Raw genomic sequence first — 25,711 nt, 5'->3', positions numbered from 1 at the left:
CATGTCGGTTGAAAAAGTGCTGGAAACAATTAAAGAGAACAATATCGAGTGGGTTGATTTTCGGTTTGTAGATTTAGGTGGACGTGCTCACCATATTTCACTGCCGGCTTCTGAAGTAGAAGCAGAAACATTTGTAAATGGTGTTGCTTTTGATGGTTCTTCCATTGCAGGTTTCCGCGGGATTGAAGAATCTGATATGGTTATGATGCCGGATACAAGTGCTACCTATATCGATCCGTTTACCGCACATCCGACTCTTAACATCATGTGCGACATCTTTACCCCAGACGGCGAACGTTATGAACGCGACCCTCGCGGTATTGCAGTTAAAGCAGAAGAGTTCCTGCAAGCAAGCGGTGTGGGCACAGCGGCATTCTTCGCGCCTGAATCCGAATTCTTCATCTTCGACGATGTTCGCTACGAGAGCGGAATGAACAGTGCTTCATTCTTCGTAGATTCCGAAGAAGCAGCTTGGAACACAAACCGCAAGGAAGAAGGCGGCAACCTGGGATTCAAAGTTGGTGTTAAGGGTGGTTATGTTCCTGTAGCACCTGTAGATACCCAACAGGATATCCGCAGTGAAATGTGCCGTGTGCTGGCTGAAGCAGGCCTGCGCATCGAACGTCATCACCATGAAGTAGCTACTGCAGGACAAGCGGAGATCAACTTCCGTTTCGACACGCTGAAGAAAACAGCCGACAACCTGCTCACATACAAATACATTGTGCACAACACTGCCCGTCAATACGGTAAAGTTGCAACCTTCATGCCAAAACCGCTCTTCGGCGACAACGGCAGCGGAATGCACGTTCACCAATCGATCTTCAACGGCAGTGAGCCTTTGTTCTACGAAAAAGGCGCTTATGCGAACCTGAGCGAAATGGCTCTGCACTATATCGGCGGAATCCTGTACCATGCACCGGCTCTGATCGCTTTGACTAACCCAAGCACCAACTCGTTCAAACGTCTGGTTCCAGGTTATGAAGCACCGGTTAACCTGGTGTATTCCAAAGGTAACCGTTCCGCAGCAGTACGTATCCCAGTAGCGGCTGTAACCCCTAAGGGCTGTCGTATCGAGTTCCGTACACCGGACTCCACAGCGAATCCATACCTGGCATTCTCCGCAATGCTTATGGCCGGCCTGGACGGAATCAAGAAGAAGATCAACCCGCAAGAGCTGGGTTACGGTCCTCTCGACAAGAACATTTACGAATTGCCTGACGCCGAGAAGGAAAAAATCCGCAGCGTTCCGGGCAGCCTGGACGAAGCGCTTGATTCCCTGGAAGCAGACTACGAATTCCTTACAGAAGGCGGCGTATTCACCAAGGACTTCATCGACAACTATATCGCATTGAAACGTTCCGAAGCGCAAGCAGTATCCATTCGGGTTCACCCACATGAATACTCCCTGTACTTCGACTGCTAATACCGAATAACCCTGAAACTCAAAAAGGCGGCTGTCTCAAGTGTATTTATACACGGAGACAGCCGCCTTTTTGCGTGCCATCTCCTCTAATACTGTAGGCCAGAATGCCAGCAGATTGGTTTAGGGATTGTTTTGGACTGCATTTTGTACAGTAGATTGCGGGGAAATCCTGCTGTTTTTCGATTTCGATGCAATTTATACATTAGGAAAAGCAGAAATCGGCTATGTTGGACTGTTTTCTAATTTCCCGATGTATGAAATACACCGGAATGGGTTTTCGAACGCTGCCAGAGAGATTGTGCGGCACAAAATACATTAGAAACACTATCCTTCTGAGTGGGGCGGCAGATGCCCCTTTTTTACGGCCAAGGATCGTCAAGATAGGGGCAAGATACGCTGCTGAACGGTGTGGAAGGGTTTACTGCATATAGTGTTGGTGAGCTGACGCTATACTTGCCGGAAATGTTTTGATGGGCGCGAGGACTGTGGGGGACTGCGAGAACTGGGAAGAGCTGTGAAGGCTGCAACTGCTGCGACGCTCCTACATATGTTGCAGCGTGATGAGAGAGGCTTCCCAAGCCGTCGTTAAGCTTCACAGCGGTGCAGTGGTATCCGAGGGAAGTGAGAGGAGGTGATTGTGCCCAGCGGCCCCACAGGAGCCTTTTAGCAATCAGCTTCGGTTCCACAATGAAGGAATTAGTGCCTGAGGATGAGCTATAAGAGCATAGAGCAACAGGCAGCTACTTTTCCGGGCTTGTTTATACTCTGGCGGAAAGTGCTGAGGGGGGGCGGATAAAGGGTTCGAGTTCTATAATTTTGATCCTGTTATCTTCCGAAACACGGCTATAGTAAGCCTGATTTTAGAAACTTAAAATACAAAATATCGTCAATTTTCGCTAGTTTTTTTGTATTATGACCATAAAAAGATACTATTTTCACGAAAAAACAGGAATAACGCCTAGCGGACAGACACTTATAAGTCATGATTGGATAAAAATAATCTGAAATATCGAAAATGCTTTCGGTAGTTATTTTATAGAGTTTCAGCGGCGTCGTCAATATAATTTTTAGGCGTTATTGCTGAGTTTATTGATAATATAAGGCTTGGTTTACATAAAAGTAATGAACATGCTGGTTTGAAAAAAACACTTTACAAAGAAAAATAAGGGTGTAATAATGAACACGACGAAACCGATTTCTGTAAAGTTTAGCTATATTTCCACTACGCAGCATACAGAGAAGATGTTTCGTAATAAAAATCCATTTATATTAGGGGGTAACAACAATGGTTAAAAGGCTTTCTGCAGTCTTGTTGAGCTCTGTTCTTCTGCTCTCCTTGGCGGCATGCGGAGGCGGCGGCAACGGTGCGAACAATGAGGCCGGCAACGCTCCGAAGAATGAGGCAACCGGGAAACCGGCTTCCGGGGAGAAGACCGTGGTCAAGATTTTACACTGGAAACAGGAGAATATTAACAAAGCGATTGAGGAAATCAATAAGAAATTCGAAGAGAAGTACCCGGAATACAAAGTGGAGTATACAACAACCGGTCCGGATGATGAGTTTAAGCAGGCACAAAGAGCCAGGATTACGGCAGGTGATGTGGATGTTCTTGCGGATTTGTCCGGTATGAGATTGTCGCCGAAGGAATGGACGCCGGGCGCGAAGGTGCCGGATTGGCAGCAGTGGATTGATTCCGGCTTGATCGCTGATCTGACGGACCAGCCTTTTGTGAAGAACTACAACGCCAATGATATTGCCAAAGCCGGCACGTACAAAGATAAAGTGTATGCGTTACCAACGGGTAAGGTGGCGATGTCTGGATTTTTCTATAACAAAGAAATTTTTGAACAGCATGGACTGGCCGTTCCGGCCACCTGGACAGAGTTCATTAAGGTGCTGGATACTCTGAAGGAGAAGAATGTCGTGCCAATTGTTGTGGCCGGCAAAGACGTGTGGCCGTTAAAGCTGCCGGTATTTGGACTGCAGGCCAAGATTCTGGGCGGCGGGGATCAGCAGAAATGGATTGAGGGTGTCTGGAAAGGCCAGGCCGCATACAACGATGCAGAAGCTGTAGAGGTACTGGACAAAATGAAAACGCTTCAGGATAAATACATTATCGACGGTTTTATGGGCATTGACTATGCCACTGCACCTTCTTTCTTTGCTACAGGCAAAGCGGCCTTGATTGCGGATGGAACCTGGGATGCGCCAACCATTGCGACTGCGAACCCGGACCTGAAATTTGGCTATTTCCCGATCCCGGCCACCGAGGATGCGGCCAAGAACAAGTCGCTTGTCGGCAAATATGATGTTACCTGGTATGCCGCAGACAAAGGCCCCAACAAAGAGGGGGCCCTGAAATGGCTGGAGTTCTTCTCCGAACCGGAGAATTACACTTCGTATGTCAAAGCTGCCGGATTCCTGCCGACACAGGATAATATTCAGACTGACAGTGAATTCATCGATAAGGAGCTGTCCCCGTACCTGTCCGGCGATTTTGAGCTGGCGTATGAGATTCTGATGATTAACCGCGACAACGTCGGCGAACATCTGGCGGCTGAAGGTGTACACACTGAATACCTGGCACCCGGCGGCGAATTCAAAACGGCGAAGGAACTGGCCGATGTGCAGCAGCAGGAATGGGAAGCAGCTGCTCCCAAATAAGTTTTATTCGTGTATGAGCCGGTAATTCAGCAAAGGAACCTACTGTGCAGTTTCCGGGGCCTGTGTTGTTCAGGCCCCGGGTTTGTATTGAATGAGGATAGGCAGGTGAAAGAGATGTATCCATTCGGAAAAGGCCTGGCACGTTATGTTCCGCTATTGCTGCTTATGCTGCCAATGGCGCTGTATATTGTTTTTTACTTCGGCCCTTCGGTAATGACGGTAATTTATTCTTTTACAGATATAACGAATGTGCCGGGAAGCAAGATGAACTTTGTGGGGCTGGATAATTATTATGATGTGTTTTTTGCAGGGAACTCTGGGGAACGTGTGGATTCCATCATCAGGACGCTTTATTTCATGTTTATTGTAACGGTTGTACAGAATGGGGTGGCCCTGCTGGTAGCTGTGATCATCAATCAAAGGCTGAAAGGCGATTATTTCTACAGGGCGGTGTTTTTCCTGCCGGTGGTCCTGGGTGTCGCTGTCGTCGCGCTGGTCTGGGGGATGATGTTCGATCCGCTCAGTGGTCCGGTGAATCAGCTGTATGATGTTATGTTCGGCTATAAGGATATGTTCTTCGGGAGCTTTACCCATGCTTTTGGCTATATTATATTTGTGCAAATCTGGATGTATATGGGTTATTCCATGCTTATTTTTCTGGCCGGCCTGCAATCGGTGCCTAAGGATCTGTATGAAGCAGGATATATCGACGGTACAAGCAAATGGCAATCCTTCAAGCATATTACCTTCCCGCTGATTGCACCTTCTTTTACGGTCAATATGCTCCTGTCGATCATCGGTGCGATGTCAACCTTTGATATTATCTTGGCGACAACCGACGGACGTTTCAACACCAGAACCATGGCCTATGATGTCTACAAGGAAACCTTCCGCGGCAGTCTGCAAATGGGTCTGCCCTCGGCTTTGTCCGTGGTGCAGTTTCTGATGATCCTCGTCTTTGTCGTGGTTGCAGTCAAACAAATGCGCAAGAGAGAGGTGGAGCATTAATGAAAGCTTCCCGTTCCTCCCGGATGCTCTCCTACGCTGCAGTGGCTGTGCTGCTGGTGGTATACATTGTGCCGCTGCTGTTTGTATTTAACGTGTCGTTCAAATCGTTTACCGAATATCTTCTGGACCCGATCGGCGTGGTCCAAAGCATACAATGGAATAACTACAAGGAAGCTTGGACGCAGGGCAATTTTGCCGATTATTTCTCGAACAGTTTGCTCTATACGGTTGTGGCGACGGTGCTTACACTGATCGTTTCGTTATTTGGAGCGTTTCCGGTAGCCAGAGGGTATGTGAAATGGAGCGGTTTTATCTATCTGTTCTTTCTGCTGTCGCAGTTTCTGCCAAATCCCATGGTGGCCCAGTTCAAGCTGATGCTGGCGCTGAAGCAGGAACTTGGGTTTGTAGGCTATGACACGAAGCTTGGTTATATCCTGCTCAAAACAAGCGGCACCGGCATCGTATTCATGATGTTCACCGGTTACATCAAAGCGATCAGCCGGGAGCTGGATGAGGCGGCGGGGATGGATGGCTGCGGCTATAACCGCTACCTGTTCCAGATCATTATGCCGCTGATGAAGCCGGTGATCGCAACCGGTGTAATTCTGACAGCCATCGGGATCTGGAATGACTTTGTCGGGCCCGTCATGTATTTGCCGAGCCCTGACAACTATCCTATCACCTTCGGGCTGAAGGAGTTCCGCGGGCAATACGGCAATAACTGGCCGATGCTGGCCTGTGGCATCATGATTGTCTCAGCCCCGCTGATTATTCTCTATACCTTTATTCAGAAATATATTGTCGATGGTGCATTGGCCGGGGCTGTCAAAGCGTAACCGCCAGCAACCTATGGAAAGGATGAATGAAGTGAAGCAAACGGAGCCTCAAGGCTGGGTGTTCACGGGAAATGAAGAGGAGTTTAAACTTCTGAATCCTGACCGGAGCAGCCATTTGTATTTTCCGCTGGTGAATGAAGGGGGGATGAAGTCCTCCGTGAGCCCCACGCAACATGGGATGGCTACTTCCGGGCACGATACCTTTCTGACTCCTCCGTTATCGGTGGAGGATCTGCATAACTCCCGGTCTTCCCGCAACTTCTGGGTACATATCGAAGGCCAGGGGGCCTGGTCGGCTGCCGGGAACTCGGCGGGTCAAATTGCGGGCTTCTATCAGCCCGATAAGGATGAAGTGGCTTTGGAGGCCGGATTTCTCTGGCACCGGGTGACACGCAGCAGCACAAGATTCGCAGTCAAAGCTGAAATCACTAACTTCGTACCCTGCGGTAATGACAAGGTCGAGCTTATGAAGGTAGTGCTTACGAACAAGGGGAATGACAGCATAACGGTGACGCCAACCGCTGCGGTGCCGCTTTATGCCCGTTCGGCAGATGATTTGCGCGACCACCGGCATGTGACCTCTTTGCTGAACCGGATCTATACTACAGCATACGGTGTTGAGGTTCAGCCTGCACTGTCTTTTGATGAACGCGGTCACCGGGTTAACCCTACCTCTTACGGTGTGTTCGGTGCGGCAGGAGACGGGAGTGCCCCTGTTGGCTTCTTCCCGGTGCAGGAGGAATTTATCGGGGAAGGGGGAAGCCTGGACTGGCCGGAAGCGGTGGTGCTGAACGCTGATCCTGCCCCGGCAGATCGCGGTGCATTCCGGGAGGGTTATGAGGCGCTGGGCGGAATCCGTTTTGCCACGGTTTCGCTGCTTCCCGAAGACAGCACGGTGTATATTGTTGTAATGGCTATCCATAACCAGCGTATGGATGTCCCGGCTCTGATGGCGAAATACGGATCAGCCGCAGCCTTTGACCGGTTATTCGCGGAGAACCAGATTTTCTGGAAGGCAAAAGTGAGTACGGTAGAGTTCCATACCGGTCATCCGGAAGCCGACCGATGGATGAAATGGGTTACCCTGCAGCCGGTACTGAGAAGGCTCTACGGCAACTCGTTTCTGCCTTACCATGATTATGGCCGGGGGGGACGGGGCTGGCGTGATCTGTGGCAGGATTGTCTGGCTCTGCTCATTATGGAACCGGCGGAAGTGCGCAGCCTGCTGCTGAACAACTATGCCGGGGTCCGCATCGACGGCAGCAATGCCACCATTATCGGCGCAAAACCCGGCGAATTTATTGCAGACCGCAACAATATTCCGCGGGTATGGATGGATCACGGAGCCTGGCCTTTCTTGACTACCGCGCTATATCTGAATCAGAGCGGAGATTTGGACTTCCTGCTGGAGCAGCAGAGCTATTTCCGTGATTCCTACAGGAGCCGCTGCCGTGAACGGGATATGGACTGGAACCCGGAGGCGGGAAATGAACTGAGAACCCGGACCGGAGCGGTCTATAGAGGGACGATTCTGGAACATATTTTGCTGCAGAACCTGGTTCCGTTCTTTAATGTCGGTGAACATAATAACATCCGGCTCGAGGGTGCGGACTGGAATGACGGGCTGGATATGGCAGCCGAGCGGGGAGAAAGTGTGACTTTTACCGCTTTTTATGCCAGCAATCTGCTGGAGATCTCGGGGATGCTGCGTACACTCCGGGAGCGTACGGGTCAGGAGACAGTGCAGCTTGCAGAAGAAATAACATTGCTGCTGGATTCAACCAGTGAACACCTCGACTACGGCTCCGTGAAGGATAAGCATGAACGGCTGGACCGATTCTATGCGGCAGCACCGAACCAAGTGAGCGGCGTCCGGCTGGCCCTTACAATAGAAAGTGTGGCCGATGATCTGAAGCGCAAGGCAGAGTGGATCTTCGGGCATTTGCGCCGCAGTGAATGGGTACAGGGGAAAGATGGCAGCGGCTGGTTCAATGGTTACTACAATAATGATGGCGAAGCGGTGGAAGGTAATTTCCCCGAAGGGGTGCGGATGACATTGACCGGCCAGGTATTCCCGTTAATGGGGCCTGCCGCTGCTCCTGAACAGGTTCCGCAGATCATTGCTGCGGTGGAGAAACACTTGCTTGATAAGCGCATCGGTTACAGGCTGAACACGAATTTCGGAGGGATTCAGCAAAATCTCGGGCGGGCTTTCGGCTTCGCTTTTGGCCACAAAGAAAACGGCGCCATGTTTAGCCACATGACAGTTATGTATGGGAATGCCCTCTATAAACGCGGATTCGTGGAGGAAGGGCATCAGGTGCTGAACTCCATTTACTGCCTGAGCAGCGATTACAGCGTAAGCCGGATGTACCCTGGCATTCCCGAATACATCAACGAGCAGGGCCGGGGGATGTATCCCTATTTAACAGGTTCGGCCAGCTGGCTTCTGCTGACGATGGTGACAGAGGTGTTTGGGGTAAAAGGAATTCTCGGCGATCTGCTGCTGGCTCCCAAGTTGGTCAAAGAACAGTTCGATGCAGACGGGACAGCCTCCATTCGCACCTTGTTCGCGGAGCGTACTTTGGAAGTATGCTATCGTTCTTCAGGAAGCCGCATGTATGGAGAGTACCGCATTGGCAAAGTCACCCTTAATGGAGCGGAGCTGGCACTGCAACATTCGCCGGAAGGAGTGCTTATCCCGCGGAGCCAGCTTGAAGCTCTGGCAGCAGGAGAATTACACCGCCTTGAAGTTGAACTGGTCTAGGCGGCCATTTGAATATTCGAGCGCCTGCACCGCTGCTTATAGCGGTTGCCGGTGTGAAAGGACATGTCATTATGGGTTATAAGTTGTCGAATGGTGTTCTGACGGTCGATATTGCCGATCTGGGGGAGTACCGGGGCTCACGTTTTGATTGGACGGGATTTATTACACAGGTGACACTGGAGCGCGGGGGGCACACTTTTTGTGTGCCGGAAAGCTTGATTCCCGGGGAGGGCAGCGGTGGCCAGGGGCTGTGCAATGAGTTTGGAATTTCCCGGGCAATAGGTTATGACGGGATCAAGGCAGGGGACTGGTTCCCCAAGCCTGGTGTCGGGCTGCTGCAGAAGCTGAATGATCAGCCCTATTCATTCACGGCGGACTACCCGGTCCAGCCTTTTGCCGTTAAAAGGGAAGAGAGCCGCCATGCGCTGGGGTTTACCTCAGAGCCTCTGGAGTGCGGTGGTTACAGCGTGTTATTCAATAAAACGATCTCACTTCAAAACGATATCCTTACCATTCAATACAAATTGGAAAATAAAGGTAAAAAACCCATTCATACGGAAGAGTATATGCATAATTTTATCGGAATCAATGGAATGACCACCGGACCGGAATTTGAATTGCGGCTGCCGGGTAATATCGTGATCGAAGCACCGGAATCCTCTTACACCAGTGAATTGCTGGCGCTCTCCGGGGATAGACTAAGCTGGCGGGCCAGGCCGGACCGTCCGTTTTACTGCAAGCTGGGAGGCTGGGAGCAGACGGGCGAAACCTTTGCCTGGGAGCTGCGGCATAAGCCAAGCGGTATTGGCGTACGTGAAAGCGGAGATTTCCGGATTGCGCGGATGGCCTTATGGGGAGAACAGCATGTTATCTCTCCTGAAGTTTTTGTGAACATTAGTCTTTTACCGCGTCAAAGCAAGCACTGGCGCAGAATCTATCGTTTTTTCAGCCCATCCTAGGCTCTGATCTTACCTCTCATGTGAATAATTATACTTGCTGGTGTCTGAGATTATTGCTATCATAGCCATATCCATATTCATAGGAGAGAAAGGGTGGGGAGCAAATTGAGCAAGAGAGCATACAATTTTAATGCCGGTCCTGCTGCGTTGCCATTGGAAGTACTGGAACGCGCACAGGCGGAGTTTGTCGAATTCCGGGGGAGCGGCATGTCCATCATGGAGATGTCACACCGTGGAGCGATATACGAATCCGTGCATAATGAGGCGCAGGAACGTCTGCTTTCGCTCCTCGGCAAACCTAAGGGTTATAAGGTACTGTTCATCCAAGGCGGAGCCAGCACACAATTTGCCATGATTCCGATGAACCTGATTTCAGAGGGACAGGTTGGCAGCTATGTAATGACAGGCAGCTGGGCAGACAAAGCGTTTAAAGAAGCCAAGCTGGTAGCCGGTGCCCACGTGGCCGCTTCTTCAGAGGATAAGAAGTTCCTGGCTATCCCGGAGCTGAGCTCTATTCAGGCTGCAGAGAATGCCGCTTATCTGCATGTGACTTCAAATGAGACCATTGAAGGTACCCAGTACGCGGAGTTTCCGGATTCCGGTTCGATTCCGCTGATCGCCGATATGTCGAGTGACATTCTCAGCCGTTCATTTGATGTGAACCAATTCGGACTAATCTACGCCGGTGCCCAGAAGAATCTCGGACCTTCCGGTGTGACAGTAGTTATCGCCAAGGAAGAGCTGATCGCGGAATCTCCGTCGAACATTCCGACCATTCTGCGCTACAGCACCCATACCAAAAACAACTCTCTTTATAATACGCCGCCATCCTTTTCTGTATATATGGTCAATGAAGTGTTAAAATGGATTGAAGAGCAGGGTGGTCTTGCCGGCATCGAATCCAAGAACCGGGACAAGGCAGGTTTGCTGTATGACCATATCGACGGCAGCGACGGTTTCTACCGTGGTGTCGCAGAACAAGGCAGCCGTTCGATTATGAACGTAACGTTCCGTATGCAGTCCGAAGAACTGGAGAAGCAGTTCGTCAAAGCTGCGGAGCAGGAAGGTTTCATCGGGCTTAAGGGCCACCGCAGTGTCGGAGGCTTGCGCGCTTCGATCTACAATGCCGTTCCTTACGAGAGCGTTAAGGCGCTTTCGGATTTCATGACTCATTTCCGCCAAACTCAAGGTTAATGAACTAAATCCCTAACCTTCCGCCTTTGGGTGGAAGGTTATTACATTTGGGGACATCAATTACCGGGCACTATTCCCGTTAGAGAGGAAATACACTTATTATGGCACTTCACATCGTGCTGGTTGAACCGGAGATCCCGGCCAATACCGGCAATATCGCCCGCACCTGCGCGGCTACAGGCACCCATCTTCATCTGGTCCGTCCCCTTGGCTTCCGTACGGATGATGCCACACTGAAACGGGCCGGACTGGATTACTGGCATGCGGTCACGATTGAATATCATGATTCGTTTGCCGAAGTACTGGATAAATACCGGGAAGGCCGGTTTTTCTATGCTACCACCAAGGCTGAGAAACGGTATTGTGATTTCACCTTTCAGGACGGCGATTTCTTCGTTTTTGGCAAGGAAACTAAAGGGTTGTCTGCCGAAATCCTGGAAGCCGGCAAGGAAACGAATATGCGTATGCCGATGAGTGATGCGGTCCGCTCACTTAATTTGTCCAACTCGGCTGCGATCATCGTCTATGAAGCGCTCCGTCAGCTTGATTTTCCCGGGCTTGTCTAAAAAAGACAAGTTTTTTTAATTATTTTCAAGCAGGATTCGACATTAACATAACGAAATTAACGAGTAGAACCGAAATAAGTAGTAGGTACTTATCAACTTTTGAATAGGAGAGGTGTAATTTAAATATGAAACCTGCTGGTGTAGTTCGCAAAGTGGATCAGCTCGGTAGAATCGTTCTGCCTAAATCCCTGCGTAAACGGTATCAAATGAATGAAGGCGATCCTGTGGAAATTCTGGTACAGGGCGACCATATTATTCTGGAGCGCTACCGTCCCAAATGCGTCTTCTGCGGATCGATGGAAGGGGTCAGCGAATATAAGGATCGTTATATTTGCTCAGGGTGCCTCACAGAAATGACGCAGCTGCCAAGACATGCTTAAGAACCTTTAACTTACATAAGAAAAAAGCCATGCACCGGCAATGCCGGGAGCATGGCTTTTTCTTATGGCCGCCAGCTGTCAGAAGAAACTACTCTGCAACGTAATTCTTCAGTGACAATAATGCTTGATCATCTCCGAAGCAGAATAAAAGCAGGAACCGTTATGAATATACAGCTTACTTTTCAAACAAAGTATTTAACTCAAAATAGTACCTTGACAGTCACAGTAGTGTGTCGTATTATACAAATACGGAGGTTGATTATATGAGCGAGCACAAAATTACATCCGATCTGCTCCGCGGACATACCGATACGATGATTTTACGGCTCTTATCCGAAGCTGACCGCTACGGGTACGAGATTGTGAAGCTGATTGCCGAACGCTCGGGTGGTGAGTATGAATTGAAGGAAGCCACCATGTACTCCAGCGTCCGGCGGCTTGAGGCGGACGGTGATATCGAGTGGTATTGGGGCGATGAAACTCAGGGTGGACGGCGAAAATATTTTAGGATTACCGAAAAGGGCAAGACTGCTTACGTCCGCAACAAAAGCAACTGGGAGTATGCAAAGCGCGTGCTTGAAAACTTATTATAAGGAGATGTGATGTGATGAATCAGAAATTGACGAACTATTTGAACGGCGTTTTTACGCCATACGATGGGGTAAAAAGCATCACCGAATTAAAGGCCGACCTGCTCTCCGATTTGCAGGAGCGGTATCGTGAACTCAAAGCCGAGGGCAAAGACGATGAAACAGCGTTTAAGATGACCATTGAAAGTATCGGGGACATCGAGGAAACGATACTGGAGGTCGCCAATCTCGCCCGCTCGCTGGAACGGCAGGTGGTGACAAACTTTAGCGCGAGTAACCTGCCAACGAGCGACTTTGCGGGCGTTATCGCGCATAAAGGACAATTTAAGTCAAGCGAGTTGCGAGGCTCTGATTTCACGGACGCGGACTTGACCGGCAGCTCGTTTGAGAGCAGCGACGTGCGTGATGCCAATTTTGACGGCGCAAATCTGACTGACTGCAGCCTATCACTCCTTGACCTTGCGAATGTAAGCTTCAATCAGTCGATCCTTGTACGCACTAACTTCAGCAAGTCGGGACTGGACGGAGCAAAATTCACAGGTGTAAAACTGACCGACGTCACATTCTCCATGATCGACCTTAGAAAAACAATTTTTGAAAACTGTATCTTTGACGGCGTGGAGTTCAAATCTTCCGATCTGGGAGGGCTGTGCTTTGACGGGCAAACCTTTATTGGCGTCAAGTTTGACAAGGCGGCAGTAAAGGAAGTTTCGTTCAGGGGCGCTACACTAAAGAATGTGTCTTTTCAGGCGTTTTTTTCTTTGACCAATAAGTATTACCGTGCCATCAAAACCATCTGCTTTGACGGCGCGATGATGGATAAGTTGACCTATGCTGCGCTTAAAGGCATGGGGGCCGATTTGTCAAAAACTATAGTTATATAAGGGAGGGGAAAACATGCGTAATGCTTCAATTCAAGTAAAAGGACTGCAAAAATCCTACAAGGAGCATCATGTGCTGAAAGGCGTTGATTTCGAGGCGGAAAAGGGTAAAATCTTCGCCCTGCTCGGCTCCAACGGGGCAGGTAAAACAACGGTTGTCAAAATCCTCACTACGCTGATTCAACAAGACAGCGGAACCGCGATCATCAATGGATTCGATGTTGCATCAAATCCGGTCAGTGTGCGGCAATCCATCAGTCTGACCGGGCAATTTGCCGCCGTAGACGAGATTCTGACCGGGAGGGAGAATCTCGTCATGATCGCCAAGCTGCGGCATCTGAAAGATCCGCATCAGATTGCGGCCGATTTGCTTCAACGCTTCGGCCTGACAGACGCCGCAGACCGTAAGGCGTCTACTTATTCGGGTGGTATGCGTCGCAGGCTCGACCTCTCCATGAGCCTTGTGGGGAAACCGCAGATCATTTTCCTCGACGAACCGACCACCGGACTTGATCCCGAGGCCCGCATCGAGGTCTGGAAAATTGTTAAGGAACTGGCGGGCGGCGGCACGACGGTACTGCTGACCACACAATATTTGGAGGAAGCTGAACAGCTTGCCGATCGAATTGCTATTCTGCATGAGGGCAGGATCATCGTAAGCGGCACGCTCTCGGAGCTAAAGAACCTGTTCCCGCCCGCAAAGGTGGAGTATGTTGAAAAACAGCCTACATTGGAGGAAATTTTCCTCGCAATCATCGGCAAAAAGGAGGCCATTTAAATGGAAACGACAAAAAACCATTTTTTCAGCGATTTAGGCGTTATGCTCGGACGTTCAATGCGCCATATTTTCCGCAGCATGGATACCATCGTCACGGTCACCATCATGCCGATCGCGATGATGTTGATGTTCGTCTATGTGCTCGGCGGCGCTATTCAAGCAGGTACCGACAACTACGTAAATTATCTGTTGCCCGGCATACTGCTGATTGCTATTGCCAGCGGCATATCCTATACGGCATACCGCCTGTTTATCGATGTGCAGCGGGGCATATTCGAGCGGTTCCACTCCATGCCGGTCGCACGTTCCACCGTGCTGTGGGGACATGTGCTAACCTCGCTTGTATCCAACGCCATATCGGTTGTCGTTATCATTCTCGTAGCGCTCATTATGGGCTTCCGTTCGTCGGCGGGGCTCCTGCCATGGCTTGCAGTGGCCGGCATGCTCGCCCTGTTTACGCTGGCATTAACTTGGGTCGCGGCGATTGCCGGATTGTCTGCCAAAACAGTGGATGGCGCCAGCGCATTTTCTTACCCGATTATCTTCCTGCCGTTTATCAGCTCGGCGTTTGTCCCAACTGAGTCGATGCCGTCGGTCGTTCGTGTTTTTGCGGAGAATCAGCCGGTGACCTCGATAGTGGAAGCCATCCGTGCGTTACTGTCAGGTCAACCGGTGGGAAATGATATATGGGTCGCTCTTGCGTGGTGCGTCGGGATCTTGTTCGTAGCCTATATCTTTGCAATGAGGGTGTATAAAAAGCGGGTGTAATAAAGGGTGAATTCTACGTTGCAGTGCATTTCCCGAGTACCGGAATATCAGCTCAGCTTAAAGCACCCAAGTGGTGCTTTTTATTTTCCCTTACAAGCTCTTTTTGCAGTCGCCTTCGTCATACGGCAGGAGTTATCCCTCTTAGGATAGTGCATCCAGCTGAGCATACCATGCGCGTTTTATTGAACTAAAATTCCCGATAGTTGAACTCCCATCAAGCCAGTTATATACTGACCGCCATATTTCTAAGGGGGGGCTTTATGACAGTTGTAGAAAACGTATGATTTCACCGTCAATTATTTCTTCGCCAGCGGCAGTCTAGGACTTTATTTGATCAAAGACTTACCGCTGTTTTTATTTTTGGTTATTTTCTTTACGCACCAGCAGCGTTAGCGGGTTGGGGTTCAAGAACAAAATCACCCTACGGGTGAATAACACCCGGAGCTTACGAGGCCCGGATTGTTGTACAATAGGCAAGATTATCGTCATTTAGCTTGCTTTGAGCTCACATTGTTGTACAACGTGCACAACTCTCGCCCATAAGCTAAGGTTAGGACATGCATGGTTGACCGTGCAATTTTACGTGGGTCCCTCAGCGGGCATGATGTGGTCCCTTCACGATCTATCCGCGGCTGATGCGGACAGGAAATCCGCTGATGATTGGAGAGGATTCGTCTATTCAGCAGGACAAACGGACAGAGATTCCGTTATTGGGGAGGATTTGTCTGTTCAGCAGGATAAACGGACAGAGATTCCGCTAATAGTCCTATCTCCCCTCATTCTAGGCTTAATCGAACGATATAACAGCTCCTGAGTCCGAATCCCCCAGGAAAGCAGACTTTTTCGCAAAATAGGGTCTTCTCTGTCCGCTTCACTCCGCTAATGGAGCCCAATCCCCCTGCCCCGCTATATCATCTGAAGCTTCCAGGATATTCATATTTTTGGGCGTTGCATCATTTCCTAAACAATAAAAAAGGTATCCTGCGGCCGGAGGGCTGCGGGATACCTTTGCCTTTACAGGCCTTTGGTTTTGTCATCGTTGTAGGATGATGTGAGGATGCCGGCCAGAAATAACACAAACACAAGTGTAACAATCCAAAAGGTCAATGAGAACGACATACTGGGCACCTCCAAAAGTCTGGATTCATTATCCTGATTATAACCCGTGATGTTAAAAAAATAAACGTAAATGTGATATGATGCATTGACAGGCCTCGGGAGATTATCTGAAAAATAAAAAACTGGTCGGAACGGCCCGCAAATTCCCGTCGGAAGGTTTGTTGATGACTCTTCCGTTAAAGATCAGGGAGGAGGAGCCTCCGCCATCCAGATTGTAGGCATCGACCACTCCCATGCTCCATAGCTTGTGCTGGATCTCTTCAAGGGTGGCTCCCGAGCTGCCGTTCTCGTTATATCCGTCCGCTACAAAAATCAGCAGCTGATCATCCTTATATTTGCCCATTACGGTACGCGGTGCGCGCTTAGGCGTTAATTTCCACTTCTCGGGTATCGCAGCTTTGCCGCCGTTCTTCAAAAGCACAGGCACAAAGGTGGCACCGAACACCGGCTCCAGCTGATCCAGCTGTGCCCGGCTTGCGAATTTACCACCGATTAACCGGCCGGACTTATTCAGTCCGACAAAGCTGAGATCCTTGTAGCTGGGCTCGAAGCCATACAGATATTGGCCGTCGACAACCGTTGTGCTCAAGGGGTAGCGCTGCCCTGCTTTATCGGCGAATCCGCCCGCGTTAATGCCGGCGACGGCACCGTAGCGCTGGACGGCATGCAGAGTAGTCTCGGCTCCGCGTGTGGATTCCTCCGCCAGACTCATGGTCATGGCTGCCGGGTCCTTCAGTTTGATTTTCATGGCGTAAGCTTTGTAGCCGCCCGGGTTCAGCCGATAGAGTTCAATGAGTATCCGGTCGCTGCTGATGACATCCGAAGGAATGCCCAGCCTGGAAGAGATCCGGCGGTTATAGATAACCTCGGGCCGGGTGGCCTGGGAACTGGCGGTCTGTACCAGTGCATTCATCGCTGTTGTAGTCTCCTGATACAGCTTGGCGCTGGCGCTCACGGAATCAATCGTATAGGAAGCGGCGGATTGAGCCAGGGTCAGATCCTTTTTTAGCTGGCCTGTCTCCTGCACAGGTCCGGGAGCGGGAGCGAAACGTCCCACCTCAAGGTTCAGCTGAAGCGGTGGATGATACCACCACAAACCTAGCAGCAGGCCGAAAAACGGTGCAGTCAGAAGCATGAAAAAACGGTTTACTTTTTGAACAGGAGTCCTCATTTGAGCAGGTCCATTTCTTTCTTGAGTGCATCGAGCTGCTTGCGGACTTCGCTTAATTGGGTGTAGAGCTTGTTGCTGTTGTCCGTCTTGGCACTTTGATTATCTTTGGTGAAGGTCAACAGCTCGTTAAAGGTCTGCACGGTATTCTGTAAAGCCTTCACTTCCTCAGAGAGTGTGGCAATCCTTGCTTCATAGTCGGTCTTCAAAACGGTAAGCTGCTGCTGGCTTTGCGTGCTAAGCTCACTGAGCACCTGCTGCTTCAAGTGGTTGGTATAGCTGTATACTGCATACACGCCAATTCCGATCACTATCATCCAGAACAGTAAAAACCATTTGACGGAAAGTCCGTTTCTCGCTGCAGCACGGCGCGATTGAACCGGTTTCGATTCCGCTAGCGGTTGCATTTTTATCACCTCAGGCTATTTTTTTTCAAGTTCCCATTCTACCAGACTTTAGCTATTTTCGCAAAAATGAAAGAGAGATCCGAAAAAAGAAAAAGTAATTGCATCCTATTAAACTACTGAGATACAATTTCTATAGATTGGAATATCTGATGGACGTATTCAAGGTAAAAAGAATGGACTGATGATCAAGACATCATGCACCCTTGCTTGCGTTTGAACGGAAACGCTGCGGCGCTTTCCACTCTGGGTAAATTACATATAAGCAGGAGGTCTGGGCGTCAATGGTAAAGGTTTGGCAGGTGGTCATTGTGGGTTGCCATCCTACAAGTATGCTGGGTACAAAACTGATTTTGGAGGAAGGGGGAGAGCTTAAAGTACTGGGCATGTATTCTTCCTGGGTCGAAGGGGCTGCTATTGTGCGGGAGAAAGAACCGGATCTGGTACTGGTGGATTATTATATGCCTGGCAGGGAGCTGGAACCCGCGTTGTCCGATCTGAAGCAAAGCTCCCCGGCCTCTCATGTGGTTGTGATGACCGAAGAGGACGGGCGGGATCTGCTGCAGCCGCTTATCGAACGGGGCGCCAGCGGAATTTTGTCCAAAGGGGCATCCCCGGGTCAGCTTTTACAGCTCATTCAAGGACTTAAAGAGGGATTTCTTTCGGTACCGCTGGAATGGATCCGGAAAGGTTTTCTGCCCATGCCTTCATCCAAAGAGCTGGGGGGAATGCTGCAGCTGACACAGACAGAGACTTTTATCATGGAACGGATCGTGCAGGGAATTACATATGACAAAATAGCGCTTGAAATCGAGGTGAGCCGCCGATCGATCGACAATTATTTGCGCAAGATTTATGTGAAGCTGGAAGTATCGACCCGGGCGCAGGCCATTGAGAAATTTGCCTTATTCTCCAGACAGAACAAGCAAATCTACGCATAACTTCTGTCCCGGCGACATAATGCCGGGGCTCCCGGAATATTCTGGGTACGAGGGAAGGGGGATTCGCATGAAATATGAATTTTCTGCTCGCGCACATACGCTGTTATCATCACCGCTTCTGAGCATTCGTACACAGACGCGCAGAGGCTCCATGATTTCGCTGGCCGAAGAATTGCCTGCAGAAGAACTGTTCCCTTTATCGCTGCTTGCAGAAGCTGCGGCCACAGTCATTTCTGCAGATGCTTCTGCCTTGCAATATGGGGACCCGGCAGGGTATGAACCGCTGCGGGAATGGCTGGCCGATGATTGGCTGCGGGGTAAAGGAGTGGCTGTTGCCGAAGGCGGACTTCTCCTGACAACGGGAAGTCAACAAGCGGTTGATTTGCTGTGCCGTGTCTATGTGGATCCTGGTGACCCTGTGCTGGTCGAGACTCCGACGTCACCGGGCTTTTTGCAGGCTTTGCGCATGCAGGGGGCTGTAATTATTCCGGTGGAGGGGGACCGGGAGGGGCTGCTGCCGGACCATCTGCGGGCCCAGATTCTGAAATACCGGCCGAAAATGCTGTTCGCCACACCAAGCTTCACGAATCCAAGCGGGATTCTCTGGAGCCTGCACAGGCGCAGGGAAGTACTGGAGCTGTGTACGGCACATCAGGTGCTGATTGTGGAGGACGATTCCTACGGAGATCTGCATTTTCAGCGCTCCGGCGAATCTCCGGCCAGGCAATATCCGTCCCTCTATGCGCTGGAGAATGAAAGTGAAGGCGGGCATGTGCTCTATATCGGTTCATTCAGCAAGACGGTTGCGCCGGCGCTGCGGACGGGCTGGGCTGCCGGCAGCCGGGAGCTGATCGGTATGATGACTGCCGCGAAGCAGATGGCCGACTGGCAGTCCAGCTCCTTGAATCAGCAGGTGCTGCACCATCTGCTGAATGTGTCCGCTTTTGATCTGCGGGAGCATATCGCAACTCTAAACCGTGAATATAACACCCGTCTGAAGCTGATGGCGGAGCTGCTCAAACGCCCGGCGTGGAAGAGCAGTACCTATCATATGCCGGCTGGAGGCATGTTCCTGTGGGTCTCGCTGCCGGAAGGGCTGGAGGCCCTTGCCCTGCTGAAATGCGCGCTGGGTAAGGGAGTGGCTTTTCTACCGGGACCGTTATGTTCTATAGAGGGGGGAGCTAACCATATCCGGCTTAATTTCAGCCATCCGGGCCGGGATGAGCTGCTGCTCGGGATGAATCTGATCAGCGAGGCCGTCAGCGAGTTCACCGCACGGAGCTGAGAGTATAAGGGCATTATTTTTGATTTTTTGGCTAAGCCCTGAGACGGGCTTTTTTTTAATCAGTCAGGATCAGGCATTTGTATTTCTTCTGGTGAACATCTGTAGAAAGCGGGCAGGCTACAGCTTGCCCGCGCTGATCTCCGCGATCGAAGCATATTCGATCAGCGCTGCGGTTCCGGCTGCCGTGAGCGTGTAGCGGCCGCGGCCCACCCGGAAGAACCACCCATAGTAGTTCTTCTGCAGGAACGCGGCGGCGCTAGGCACGCCGCTTCTCTTGCGCAGCTCGGCGGGGCTCACGCCGGGCGGTGCCTCCGCCCGGCTGCGCGAAGCCGCCGGGTTCAGGGCAGACGCGGCGGCTTCGGCCTCCGCCGCCTGCAGTGCCAGTGCCACGCGCAGCGCCTTCTCGCGGTACGCGGTTACCAGCTTCACACGGGTGCTGCCGCCCGTGTTGTAATCCCCGCTGCGCTCGCGGAATTCGTACAGCAGCCGCTCCCGCCGCCGACCGCCGCTGCGCTGCAGCGGCAGCGTCTCATCCGGCTCCACCAGCACCTCGACCAGCGGGGCCTTGGTCTTGTAGAAGATTACGGTGATCAGCCCAAGTCCGAGCCGGCGGCACAGTCCGCTCAGCTCACCCCAGCGCTGGTTCACCGCGCCTTTCTTCGCGCGTACACGTTCCACCGCGAGATATACGTTAGGGCTTAATTTAAGCCGTTCAACTCCCTGCAGCAGCAGAGCGAGGTTGAACGACTTTTTCATTTCCACGATTAGCGGCGGCTCCTCAGCCTCCCGGATGCCCACCAGATCGCAGGTCCGCACCTCCCCCTTCACGCTATATCCCTGCTTTTCAAAAAAAACCTTCAAAGGAGCATACAGCTCCGTTTCATGCTTTACTGCCATAGATTGTCACTCCTGCACCGCTTTTTTCGGGGACCCCGTCAAAAACCTGGTATTTACCATCGGAGCCAAAGCCCCGCATTGCGGGGTGATTTTTGCTTTCTCTAGTATAGCACAGCAAAAAAGAGGTCAACTATTCCGGGCTCGCCGCATAGGTATGTAATACACTTTTTTAAAGCTACGAGAGAGCTTAGGAGCGCAAGAGGAGGCAGCGAGCAATGGACATTTTTGAGCGTATAGCTTCGTATCGGGCAGAGAACAACCGGTTGGCGTGGAGCGGCACCTTTAAGGACTATATAGAACTGCTGAAGCAAGACCCCTCTCCCGCAAAAACGGCTCACTCCCGGGTATACGACATGATCAAGTCACACGGCGTAGAGGATATTAACGGACGCAAGCGGTATAAGTTTTTTGAACAGGAAATTTTCGGACTGGATCGGGCTGTGGAAAAGCTGGTGGAAGAATACTTTCACTCGGCAGCGCGGCGCCTGGATGTACGCAAACGGATATTGCTGCTGATGGGTCCCGTCAGCGGGGGGAAGTCGACGCTGGTCACTTTGCTCAAACGTGGTCTGGAGCAGTATTCGCGCACGGATGCCGGAGCGGTGTATGCCATTGAAGGCTGCCCGATGCATGAAGATCCGCTGCATTTGATCCCCTTGGAGCTGCGTCCGGAGATTGAGAAGGAGCTCGGTGTACGTATCGAAGGCAATTTATGCCCTTCCTGCCAGATGCGGCTGAAAAATGAATACGGCGGCGATATCGAAAAGGTGAGAGTGGTCCGGGTACTTTTGTCCGAGGAAGAGCGGGTGGGGATTGGGACCTTCAGTCCGTCCGACCCCAAGTCGCAGGATATTGCCGATCTGACCGGCAGCATCGACTTCTCGACCATTACCGAATTCGGCTCGGAGTCCGACCCACGCGCCTACCGGTTCGACGGAGAGCTGAATAAAGCCAACCGCGGGCTGATGGAGTTTCAGGAAATGCTGAAATGCGACGAGAAATTTCTGTGGAATCTGCTGTCGCTCACCCAGGAAGGGAATTTCAAGGCTGGCCGTTTCGCGTTAATCAGTGCCGATGAGCTGATTGTGGCCCATACCAATGAGACAGAGTACAAATCGTTTATCGCCAACAAAAAAAATGAAGCGCTCCAGTCCCGGATGATCGTCATGCCGGTGCCATACAATCTGAGAGTCTCGGAAGAGGAAAAGATCTACGCCAAGCTGATTGGCCAGAGCGACATGAAGCATGTGCATATTGCGCCCCACGCGCTGCGTGCCGCTGCGATCTTCTCGATCCTGACCCGCTTGAAGGAGAGCAAAAAGCAGGGGATGGATCTGATCAAAAAGCTGCGGATGTACGACGGTGAAGAGGTGGAAGGCTACAAGGAAGCGGATCTTAAGGAAATGCAGACCGAATATCTGGATGAGGGTATGTCCGGCATCGATCCGCGTTATGTCATCAACCGGATTTCCAGCGCCCTGATCAAAGGCGACCTCCAGTGCATGAATGCGCTTGATGTACTGCGGGCCATCAAAGACGGCCTGGATCAGCATCCTTCCATTACGAAGGAGGAGCGGGAGCGGTATCTGAACTTTATTTCCATTGCCCGCAAGGAATACGATATTCTGGCCAAAAGCGAAGTGCAAAAGGCCTTCGTTTACTCTTTTGAAGAATCCGCCAAGACCTTGTTCGAGAATTATCTCGACAATATCGAAGCCTTCTGCAACTGGTCCAAAATCCGTGACCCGCTCACGGACGAGGAGATGGAGCCGGATGAGCGGCTGATGCGTTCCATTGAAGAGCAGATCGGCATTTCCGAGAATGCCAAGAAGGCGTTCCGCGAAGAGATTCTGATCCGTATTTCGGCATACTCCCGCAAGGGCAAAAAGTTCGAATACAACAATCACGACCGGCTGCGCGAAGCCATTGAGAAAAAGCTGTTCGCCGACCTTAAGGATATCGTCAAAATCACCACCTCCTCCAAGACGCCGGATGAAAGCCAGCTGAAACGGATCAACGAGGTCAGCCGCCGCTTGATCGACGAGCATGGCTACTGCCCGATCTGCGCCAATGAGCTGCTGAAATATGTGGGCAGTCTGCTGAACCGGTGACGGATATGTAATGCAGATGTGTAATGCAATGGCTGAATTTGGCACCAAACAAAGGTAAGCCCCGCTAATGGGGGCTTACCTTTGTGATGTTGCAGCTCTGTCAGCTGCTATAGGGAATAGACTATGCCCGCTAATTTAGGGGGTTAGGCTTGGGCTGGATGACTATAGGGAATAACACCCGTTAATTTTGCGGGAAATCTTATTTTGGCTAATTTTGGCGATATTAGTGGGCGGAATTCCCGCTAAACCGGCAAGAATCAGATAGTTCACCTTTTTAGCGGGCGAAATTCCCTATAGTTCTACAAGGGGGCAGCGACTCAATGGTAGTCTTTCGTTGTTACAGCTGAATCGCGACGTAACTGCCGAACTCAAACATCTCAGCCGTGTCCAGCATGCCCGCATCCACCTGCTTCATGACTTTGGCGGTCTCATTCATCAGCTCCGAGCTGTCGGTATCGGCAACGACACGTAGTACGATCAAGCTCTCGTCCTGCTTCAGCAGTTCGGCCAGCTTGGTGCGGTAAGCTTCAAGCGAAGTGACTTCCAGGCCGCTTTTCACATAATAATCGTTGGCGTTGCTTTCGCCCTTGAAGAGCACCAGCTCACGGTCCAGCCAATAGGCTGTATCCATTACATATTCTACATCGGCTGCGGTGGCGTCATTGGAGTTGTACAACAAATAAGGGAGTCCTGAATTGGTCTCATTATTGGTAGTGTCCACATTCAGCCATTCCTCGCCAATCTTCACTTTGTTCCAGGCATGGTTCACACCGCCCATTTGCCCGGTGACTACAATGGAGGGCACCTCTGCCAGATCGGCGAGCAGTTGGAAGGTATGGGCATAACTCATGCATACACCGACCTTTTTGACCAGAATGCCATAGGTAGTAAAAGAGTCATTGAACTGCGCATCGACACTCTTGAATTGCTGCTGTTTGGCGTTCTCCAGTGCCGCATCGTCGTATGTGGTGTTGTCATTCAGGTAATTGTAGAGAGCCATCCGTTTCTCTTCATCGCTCATTCCATCCTTGATGGCGGCGGCAATGACTTTATCCGCCTCGGCCAGAATTTCCAGCTGCTTGGACTTGATGATCTCGGCAGAATCGTCGAACTCAATGTGCAAGGTCAATTTCTCATAGTCATAACCATAACTGCGGAAGCCGAGAATGAGCGGGTTCTGGTAAATGACTTTCTCGACTACATCCACCAGGGCGCGGGCATTTTGCGCTTCCGGGAAGGCCTTGAGCGAGATTTCAGTCTGTCCGCCTATCAGGTTCAGAGCCAGATATTCTTCCAGGGCGGAGTCGGCATGAATCAACTCAGCCGCAATGGCGGGTGCCGGAACAGCTTGTTTGTTTCCTTCGTCGACCTGGTTACGGGTGTTTTCTTTTTGCTGGTCAATGATATTGTCTCCGGATTCTCCAGGGTTCCCGCTATCATCAATGATCGTCGGTACATCGGGCGCCGGAACATAATCGGTATTGTTCTGCGGCTCCACATAACCCTGATTGGATACTTGGGCCTGGGCAGCCGCAAGACTTGCGATGTCGGCTTCCGTCAGCTGCTGCACTCTCACATATCCTTTGAGTGCGGTTCCCTGTATCGAGTACTGGAGATCTGTCGGGACGGAAGACTGGATGGTCACGGCGCCAGTGTCGTAAATTACGGTGCCTGAAGCCTTGGAGCCGTCAATAAATTGGACGGAGGCCTTCTTAGGCAGCTCGGCAGCGGTCTTGAACAGCTGCATATTGAAATTGTCTTCGGATGCTACCGTACGCGGCAGTTGTTTGGACAGGGCTACCGTGTCCACCGAGGCACTGAATCTGGATTCTTTGTCGCCCTGAACAGCGGTTACGTAGTATTCGCCCTGGACATTGTTGTTCTGGAGGCTGGTAATCATCTCATCCACAATGCCAAGCGCGCCGCGCCCGTCTTTCATGAAGTCGTTGTAAGCCGTATCCTTAACATTCGCGACAAGCAGCGGGAGCTGGTCCGCATACCCTTGCTCTGCGCCGCTTAACGCTTCATTGGTGTTCTCCATTGAGATATGTGAAGCATTGTAGATATTGTAGCTCTCCGCTCCGGGCACCTCGTCCCAGACCAGCGTCAATCTCCCGTCCGGGCTGATATCGGCCTGCAGATTGGGCACAGGCACATCCGATTTGACTGTAAACGGAATGACAATCGGCTGTTCTAGTGGAGTAGGCGTGGCCGCATCCAGGTCATAGTTGACCCGAATATAGTAGACGGGTGCATTCCCCCAGGAGCTCCCGCCAGCTTCCCGGAGTGAATCGGAAGCCAGAACCCCAAAGCCAAGCGGCTTAATGGAAAAGACGCTTTTGCCGTCCTCCAGCCGGGAATCCTCCAGGGTGCCCACTTTGCTCTCAGGCAGGACTTTGATATCGGTATGTACGGAAATTGCTTTTCCAATCGCTTCAGAACCCAAATCGCTGTTGAACTTGAAGACGAATTCCTTATCCTGCTTTACGTTATACACCGGCATGATACCGGGATCATTATCTGTATCGTACTTTTTCTTCAAATCCTGCACCGTCTGCGACGCATCCGGCGGCGGGTTCCCCGTCGTATCCTTTGCCTGTGTGCTTGCACTGGCCTCCGGACTGGGCGATGGTTCGGGATTTGCGCCTTCGCGGCCCCCCATACATCCCGTTAATACAACACACATTAGTACCATAATCATTGCAAGCTGCTTCAATTTCACTTACGTCCTCTCCCGTCTTGTTTGTCTGGCTGAGGGCAATTTCTCCATCAATCCAAAATTACCCATAGAACACAGGAGATATATAACCCATTTGTTTGGCTTTAAAACAAAAATGGGATAATTTATCTTTGGTGTCATGGAAACAAAGCAAATAAACCCTGAGAAACAAACTGCCCTGACCCAAAACGTAAAACAGCGATGCTCCGGGTAACGGGAGAATCGCTGTTTTGCTTATGGCTTCCCTCA

General features: G+C 51.0%; 20 protein-coding genes. 16 read left to right on the top strand and 4 right to left on the bottom strand.

All coding sequences use genetic code 11. From position 1 onward, the window contains the following. Position 1 precedes the first annotated feature (1 nt). The 13 genes from glnA to IEY53_RS09175 all read left to right on the top strand — a co-directional run bounded on the left by glnA (position 2) and on the right by IEY53_RS09175 (position 14,818). Positions 2-1,426, top strand: coding sequence for a type I glutamate--ammonia ligase (gene glnA / locus IEY53_RS09235; RefSeq protein WP_189024148.1), 1,425 nt, complete (start codon positions 2-4; stop codon positions 1,424-1,426). Between the two features lie 1,285 nt (positions 1,427-2,711). Further along, positions 2,712-4,091 (top strand): ABC transporter substrate-binding protein, encoded by a 1,380-nt coding sequence (locus IEY53_RS09230; protein ID WP_189024146.1) that lies wholly within the window; start codon positions 2,712-2,714, stop codon positions 4,089-4,091. 114 nt (positions 4,092-4,205) lie between these two features. After that, complete coding sequence (locus IEY53_RS09225) at positions 4,206-5,099, top strand: carbohydrate ABC transporter permease (RefSeq protein ID WP_189024333.1); 894 nt, start codon at positions 4,206-4,208, stop codon at positions 5,097-5,099. Continuing rightward, positions 5,099-5,935 carry a carbohydrate ABC transporter permease gene (locus IEY53_RS09220; protein WP_189024144.1) on the top strand — a complete coding sequence of 279 codons (837 nt, stop codon included), beginning with the start codon at positions 5,099-5,101 and terminating at the stop codon, positions 5,933-5,935. The genes IEY53_RS09225 and IEY53_RS09220 overlap by 1 nt, the downstream gene beginning before the upstream one ends. Before the next feature lie 22 nt (positions 5,936-5,957). Continuing rightward, entirely contained in the window at positions 5,958-8,702 is a 2,745-nt protein-coding gene (locus IEY53_RS09215; protein ID WP_189024142.1) for a GH36-type glycosyl hydrolase domain-containing protein, read from the top strand. A gap of 8 nt (positions 8,703-8,710) precedes the next feature. After that, positions 8,711-9,661, top strand: a complete 951-nt coding sequence (locus IEY53_RS09210) for a hypothetical protein (RefSeq protein ID WP_189024140.1) — start codon at positions 8,711-8,713, stop codon at positions 9,659-9,661. 105 nt (positions 9,662-9,766) lie between these two features. Next, positions 9,767-10,855 carry a 3-phosphoserine/phosphohydroxythreonine transaminase gene (gene serC / locus IEY53_RS09205; RefSeq protein WP_189024139.1) on the top strand — a complete coding sequence of 363 codons (1,089 nt, stop codon included), beginning with the start codon at positions 9,767-9,769 and terminating at the stop codon, positions 10,853-10,855. 101 nt (positions 10,856-10,956) lie between these two features. Continuing rightward, complete coding sequence (gene trmL, locus IEY53_RS09200) at positions 10,957-11,421, top strand: tRNA (uridine(34)/cytosine(34)/5-carboxymethylaminomethyluridine(34)-2'-O)-methyltransferase TrmL (protein WP_189024137.1); 465 nt, start codon at positions 10,957-10,959, stop codon at positions 11,419-11,421. Positions 11,422-11,546: 125 nt separating this feature from the next. Then, on the top strand, positions 11,547-11,801 hold the full coding sequence (locus IEY53_RS09195) for an AbrB/MazE/SpoVT family DNA-binding domain-containing protein (protein WP_189024135.1): 255 nt from the start codon (positions 11,547-11,549) through the stop codon (positions 11,799-11,801). 263 nt (positions 11,802-12,064) lie between these two features. Then, positions 12,065-12,394, top strand: a complete 330-nt coding sequence (locus IEY53_RS09190; protein ID WP_189024133.1) for a PadR family transcriptional regulator — start codon at positions 12,065-12,067, stop codon at positions 12,392-12,394. 14 nt (positions 12,395-12,408) lie between these two features. Then, positions 12,409-13,275 (top strand): pentapeptide repeat-containing protein, encoded by an 867-nt coding sequence (locus IEY53_RS09185; protein WP_189024131.1) that lies wholly within the window; start codon positions 12,409-12,411, stop codon positions 13,273-13,275. Between the two features lie 13 nt (positions 13,276-13,288). Beyond that, positions 13,289-14,050, top strand: a complete 762-nt coding sequence (locus IEY53_RS09180) for an ABC transporter ATP-binding protein (RefSeq protein ID WP_189024129.1) — start codon at positions 13,289-13,291, stop codon at positions 14,048-14,050. Further along, positions 14,051-14,818, top strand: a complete 768-nt coding sequence (locus tag IEY53_RS09175) for an ABC transporter permease (RefSeq protein WP_189024127.1) — start codon at positions 14,051-14,053, stop codon at positions 14,816-14,818. It abuts the gene before it with no gap. A gap of 1,222 nt (positions 14,819-16,040) precedes the next feature. Here the strand turns inward: IEY53_RS09175 and IEY53_RS09170 are convergent. Further along, positions 16,041-17,108, bottom strand: coding sequence for a phosphodiester glycosidase family protein (locus IEY53_RS09170; RefSeq protein ID WP_189024125.1), 1,068 nt, complete (start codon positions 17,106-17,108; stop codon positions 16,041-16,043). Beyond that, positions 17,105-17,512 carry a hypothetical protein gene (locus IEY53_RS09165; RefSeq protein ID WP_189024123.1) on the bottom strand — a complete coding sequence of 136 codons (408 nt, stop codon included), beginning with the start codon at positions 17,510-17,512 and terminating at the stop codon, positions 17,105-17,107. The genes IEY53_RS09170 and IEY53_RS09165 overlap by 4 nt, the downstream gene beginning before the upstream one ends. A gap of 281 nt (positions 17,513-17,793) precedes the next feature. On the opposite strand from IEY53_RS09165, the gene IEY53_RS09160 reads away from it, so the two are divergent. Both IEY53_RS09160 and IEY53_RS09155 read left to right on the top strand, forming a co-directional pair. Further along, on the top strand, positions 17,794-18,450 hold the full coding sequence (locus tag IEY53_RS09160) for a response regulator transcription factor (protein WP_189024122.1): 657 nt from the start codon (positions 17,794-17,796) through the stop codon (positions 18,448-18,450). A gap of 67 nt (positions 18,451-18,517) precedes the next feature. Beyond that, entirely contained in the window at positions 18,518-19,735 is a 1,218-nt protein-coding gene (locus IEY53_RS09155; protein WP_189024121.1) for an aminotransferase-like domain-containing protein, read from the top strand. A 117-nt stretch (positions 19,736-19,852) separates the two neighbouring features. On the opposite strand, the gene IEY53_RS09150 is transcribed toward IEY53_RS09155, so the two are convergent. Beyond that, complete coding sequence (locus tag IEY53_RS09150; protein ID WP_189024120.1) at positions 19,853-20,632, bottom strand: DUF2161 family putative PD-(D/E)XK-type phosphodiesterase; 780 nt, start codon at positions 20,630-20,632, stop codon at positions 19,853-19,855. A 215-nt stretch (positions 20,633-20,847) separates the two neighbouring features. Between IEY53_RS09150 and IEY53_RS09145 the strand changes: the two genes are divergently transcribed. Then, positions 20,848-22,743, top strand: a complete 1,896-nt coding sequence (locus tag IEY53_RS09145) for a PrkA family serine protein kinase (RefSeq protein ID WP_189024119.1) — start codon at positions 20,848-20,850, stop codon at positions 22,741-22,743. A 337-nt stretch (positions 22,744-23,080) separates the two neighbouring features. On the opposite strand, the gene IEY53_RS09140 is transcribed toward IEY53_RS09145, so the two are convergent. Further along, on the bottom strand, positions 23,081-25,465 hold the full coding sequence (locus IEY53_RS09140) for a transglutaminase domain-containing protein (RefSeq protein WP_189024118.1): 2,385 nt from the start codon (positions 25,463-25,465) through the stop codon (positions 23,081-23,083). Positions 25,466-25,711 lie beyond the last annotated feature (246 nt).

Source organism: Paenibacillus albidus (genome assembly GCF_014644435.1).
In the GTDB taxonomy this organism is placed as follows: domain Bacteria; phylum Bacillota; class Bacilli; order Paenibacillales; family Paenibacillaceae; genus Paenibacillus_AQ; species Paenibacillus_AQ albidus.
Note: the sequence above shows the minus strand (reverse complement) of the source record. Positions and strands in the feature narration are given on the sequence as shown.

Coding starts and splice junctions, on each gene's coding strand:
- IEY53_RS09230 (WP_189024146.1), top strand. CDS start 2,712: ATGGTTAAAAGGCTTTCTGCAGTCTTGTTGAGCTCTGTTCTTCTGCTC.
- IEY53_RS09215 (WP_189024142.1), top strand. CDS start 5,958: ATGAATGAAGTGAAGCAAACGGAGCCTCAAGGCTGGGTGTTCACGGGA.
- IEY53_RS09180 (WP_189024129.1), top strand. CDS start 13,289: ATGCGTAATGCTTCAATTCAAGTAAAAGGACTGCAAAAATCCTACAAG.
- IEY53_RS09195 (WP_189024135.1), top strand. CDS start 11,547: ATGAAACCTGCTGGTGTAGTTCGCAAAGTGGATCAGCTCGGTAGAATC.
- IEY53_RS09190 (WP_189024133.1), top strand. CDS start 12,065: ATGAGCGAGCACAAAATTACATCCGATCTGCTCCGCGGACATACCGAT.
- IEY53_RS09165 (WP_189024123.1), bottom strand. CDS start 17,512: ATGCAACCGCTAGCGGAATCGAAACCGGTTCAATCGCGCCGTGCTGCA.
- glnA (WP_189024148.1), top strand. CDS start 2: ATGTCGGTTGAAAAAGTGCTGGAAACAATTAAAGAGAACAATATCGAG.
- IEY53_RS09220 (WP_189024144.1), top strand. CDS start 5,099: ATGAAAGCTTCCCGTTCCTCCCGGATGCTCTCCTACGCTGCAGTGGCT.
- IEY53_RS09150 (WP_189024120.1), bottom strand. CDS start 20,632: ATGGCAGTAAAGCATGAAACGGAGCTGTATGCTCCTTTGAAGGTTTTT.
- IEY53_RS09225 (WP_189024333.1), top strand. CDS start 4,206: ATGTATCCATTCGGAAAAGGCCTGGCACGTTATGTTCCGCTATTGCTG.
- IEY53_RS09160 (WP_189024122.1), top strand. CDS start 17,794: ATGGTAAAGGTTTGGCAGGTGGTCATTGTGGGTTGCCATCCTACAAGT.
- IEY53_RS09185 (WP_189024131.1), top strand. CDS start 12,409: ATGAATCAGAAATTGACGAACTATTTGAACGGCGTTTTTACGCCATAC.
- trmL (WP_189024137.1), top strand. CDS start 10,957: ATGGCACTTCACATCGTGCTGGTTGAACCGGAGATCCCGGCCAATACC.
- IEY53_RS09155 (WP_189024121.1), top strand. CDS start 18,518: ATGAAATATGAATTTTCTGCTCGCGCACATACGCTGTTATCATCACCG.
- IEY53_RS09175 (WP_189024127.1), top strand. CDS start 14,051: ATGGAAACGACAAAAAACCATTTTTTCAGCGATTTAGGCGTTATGCTC.
- IEY53_RS09145 (WP_189024119.1), top strand. CDS start 20,848: ATGGACATTTTTGAGCGTATAGCTTCGTATCGGGCAGAGAACAACCGG.
- IEY53_RS09170 (WP_189024125.1), bottom strand. CDS start 17,108: ATGAGGACTCCTGTTCAAAAAGTAAACCGTTTTTTCATGCTTCTGACT.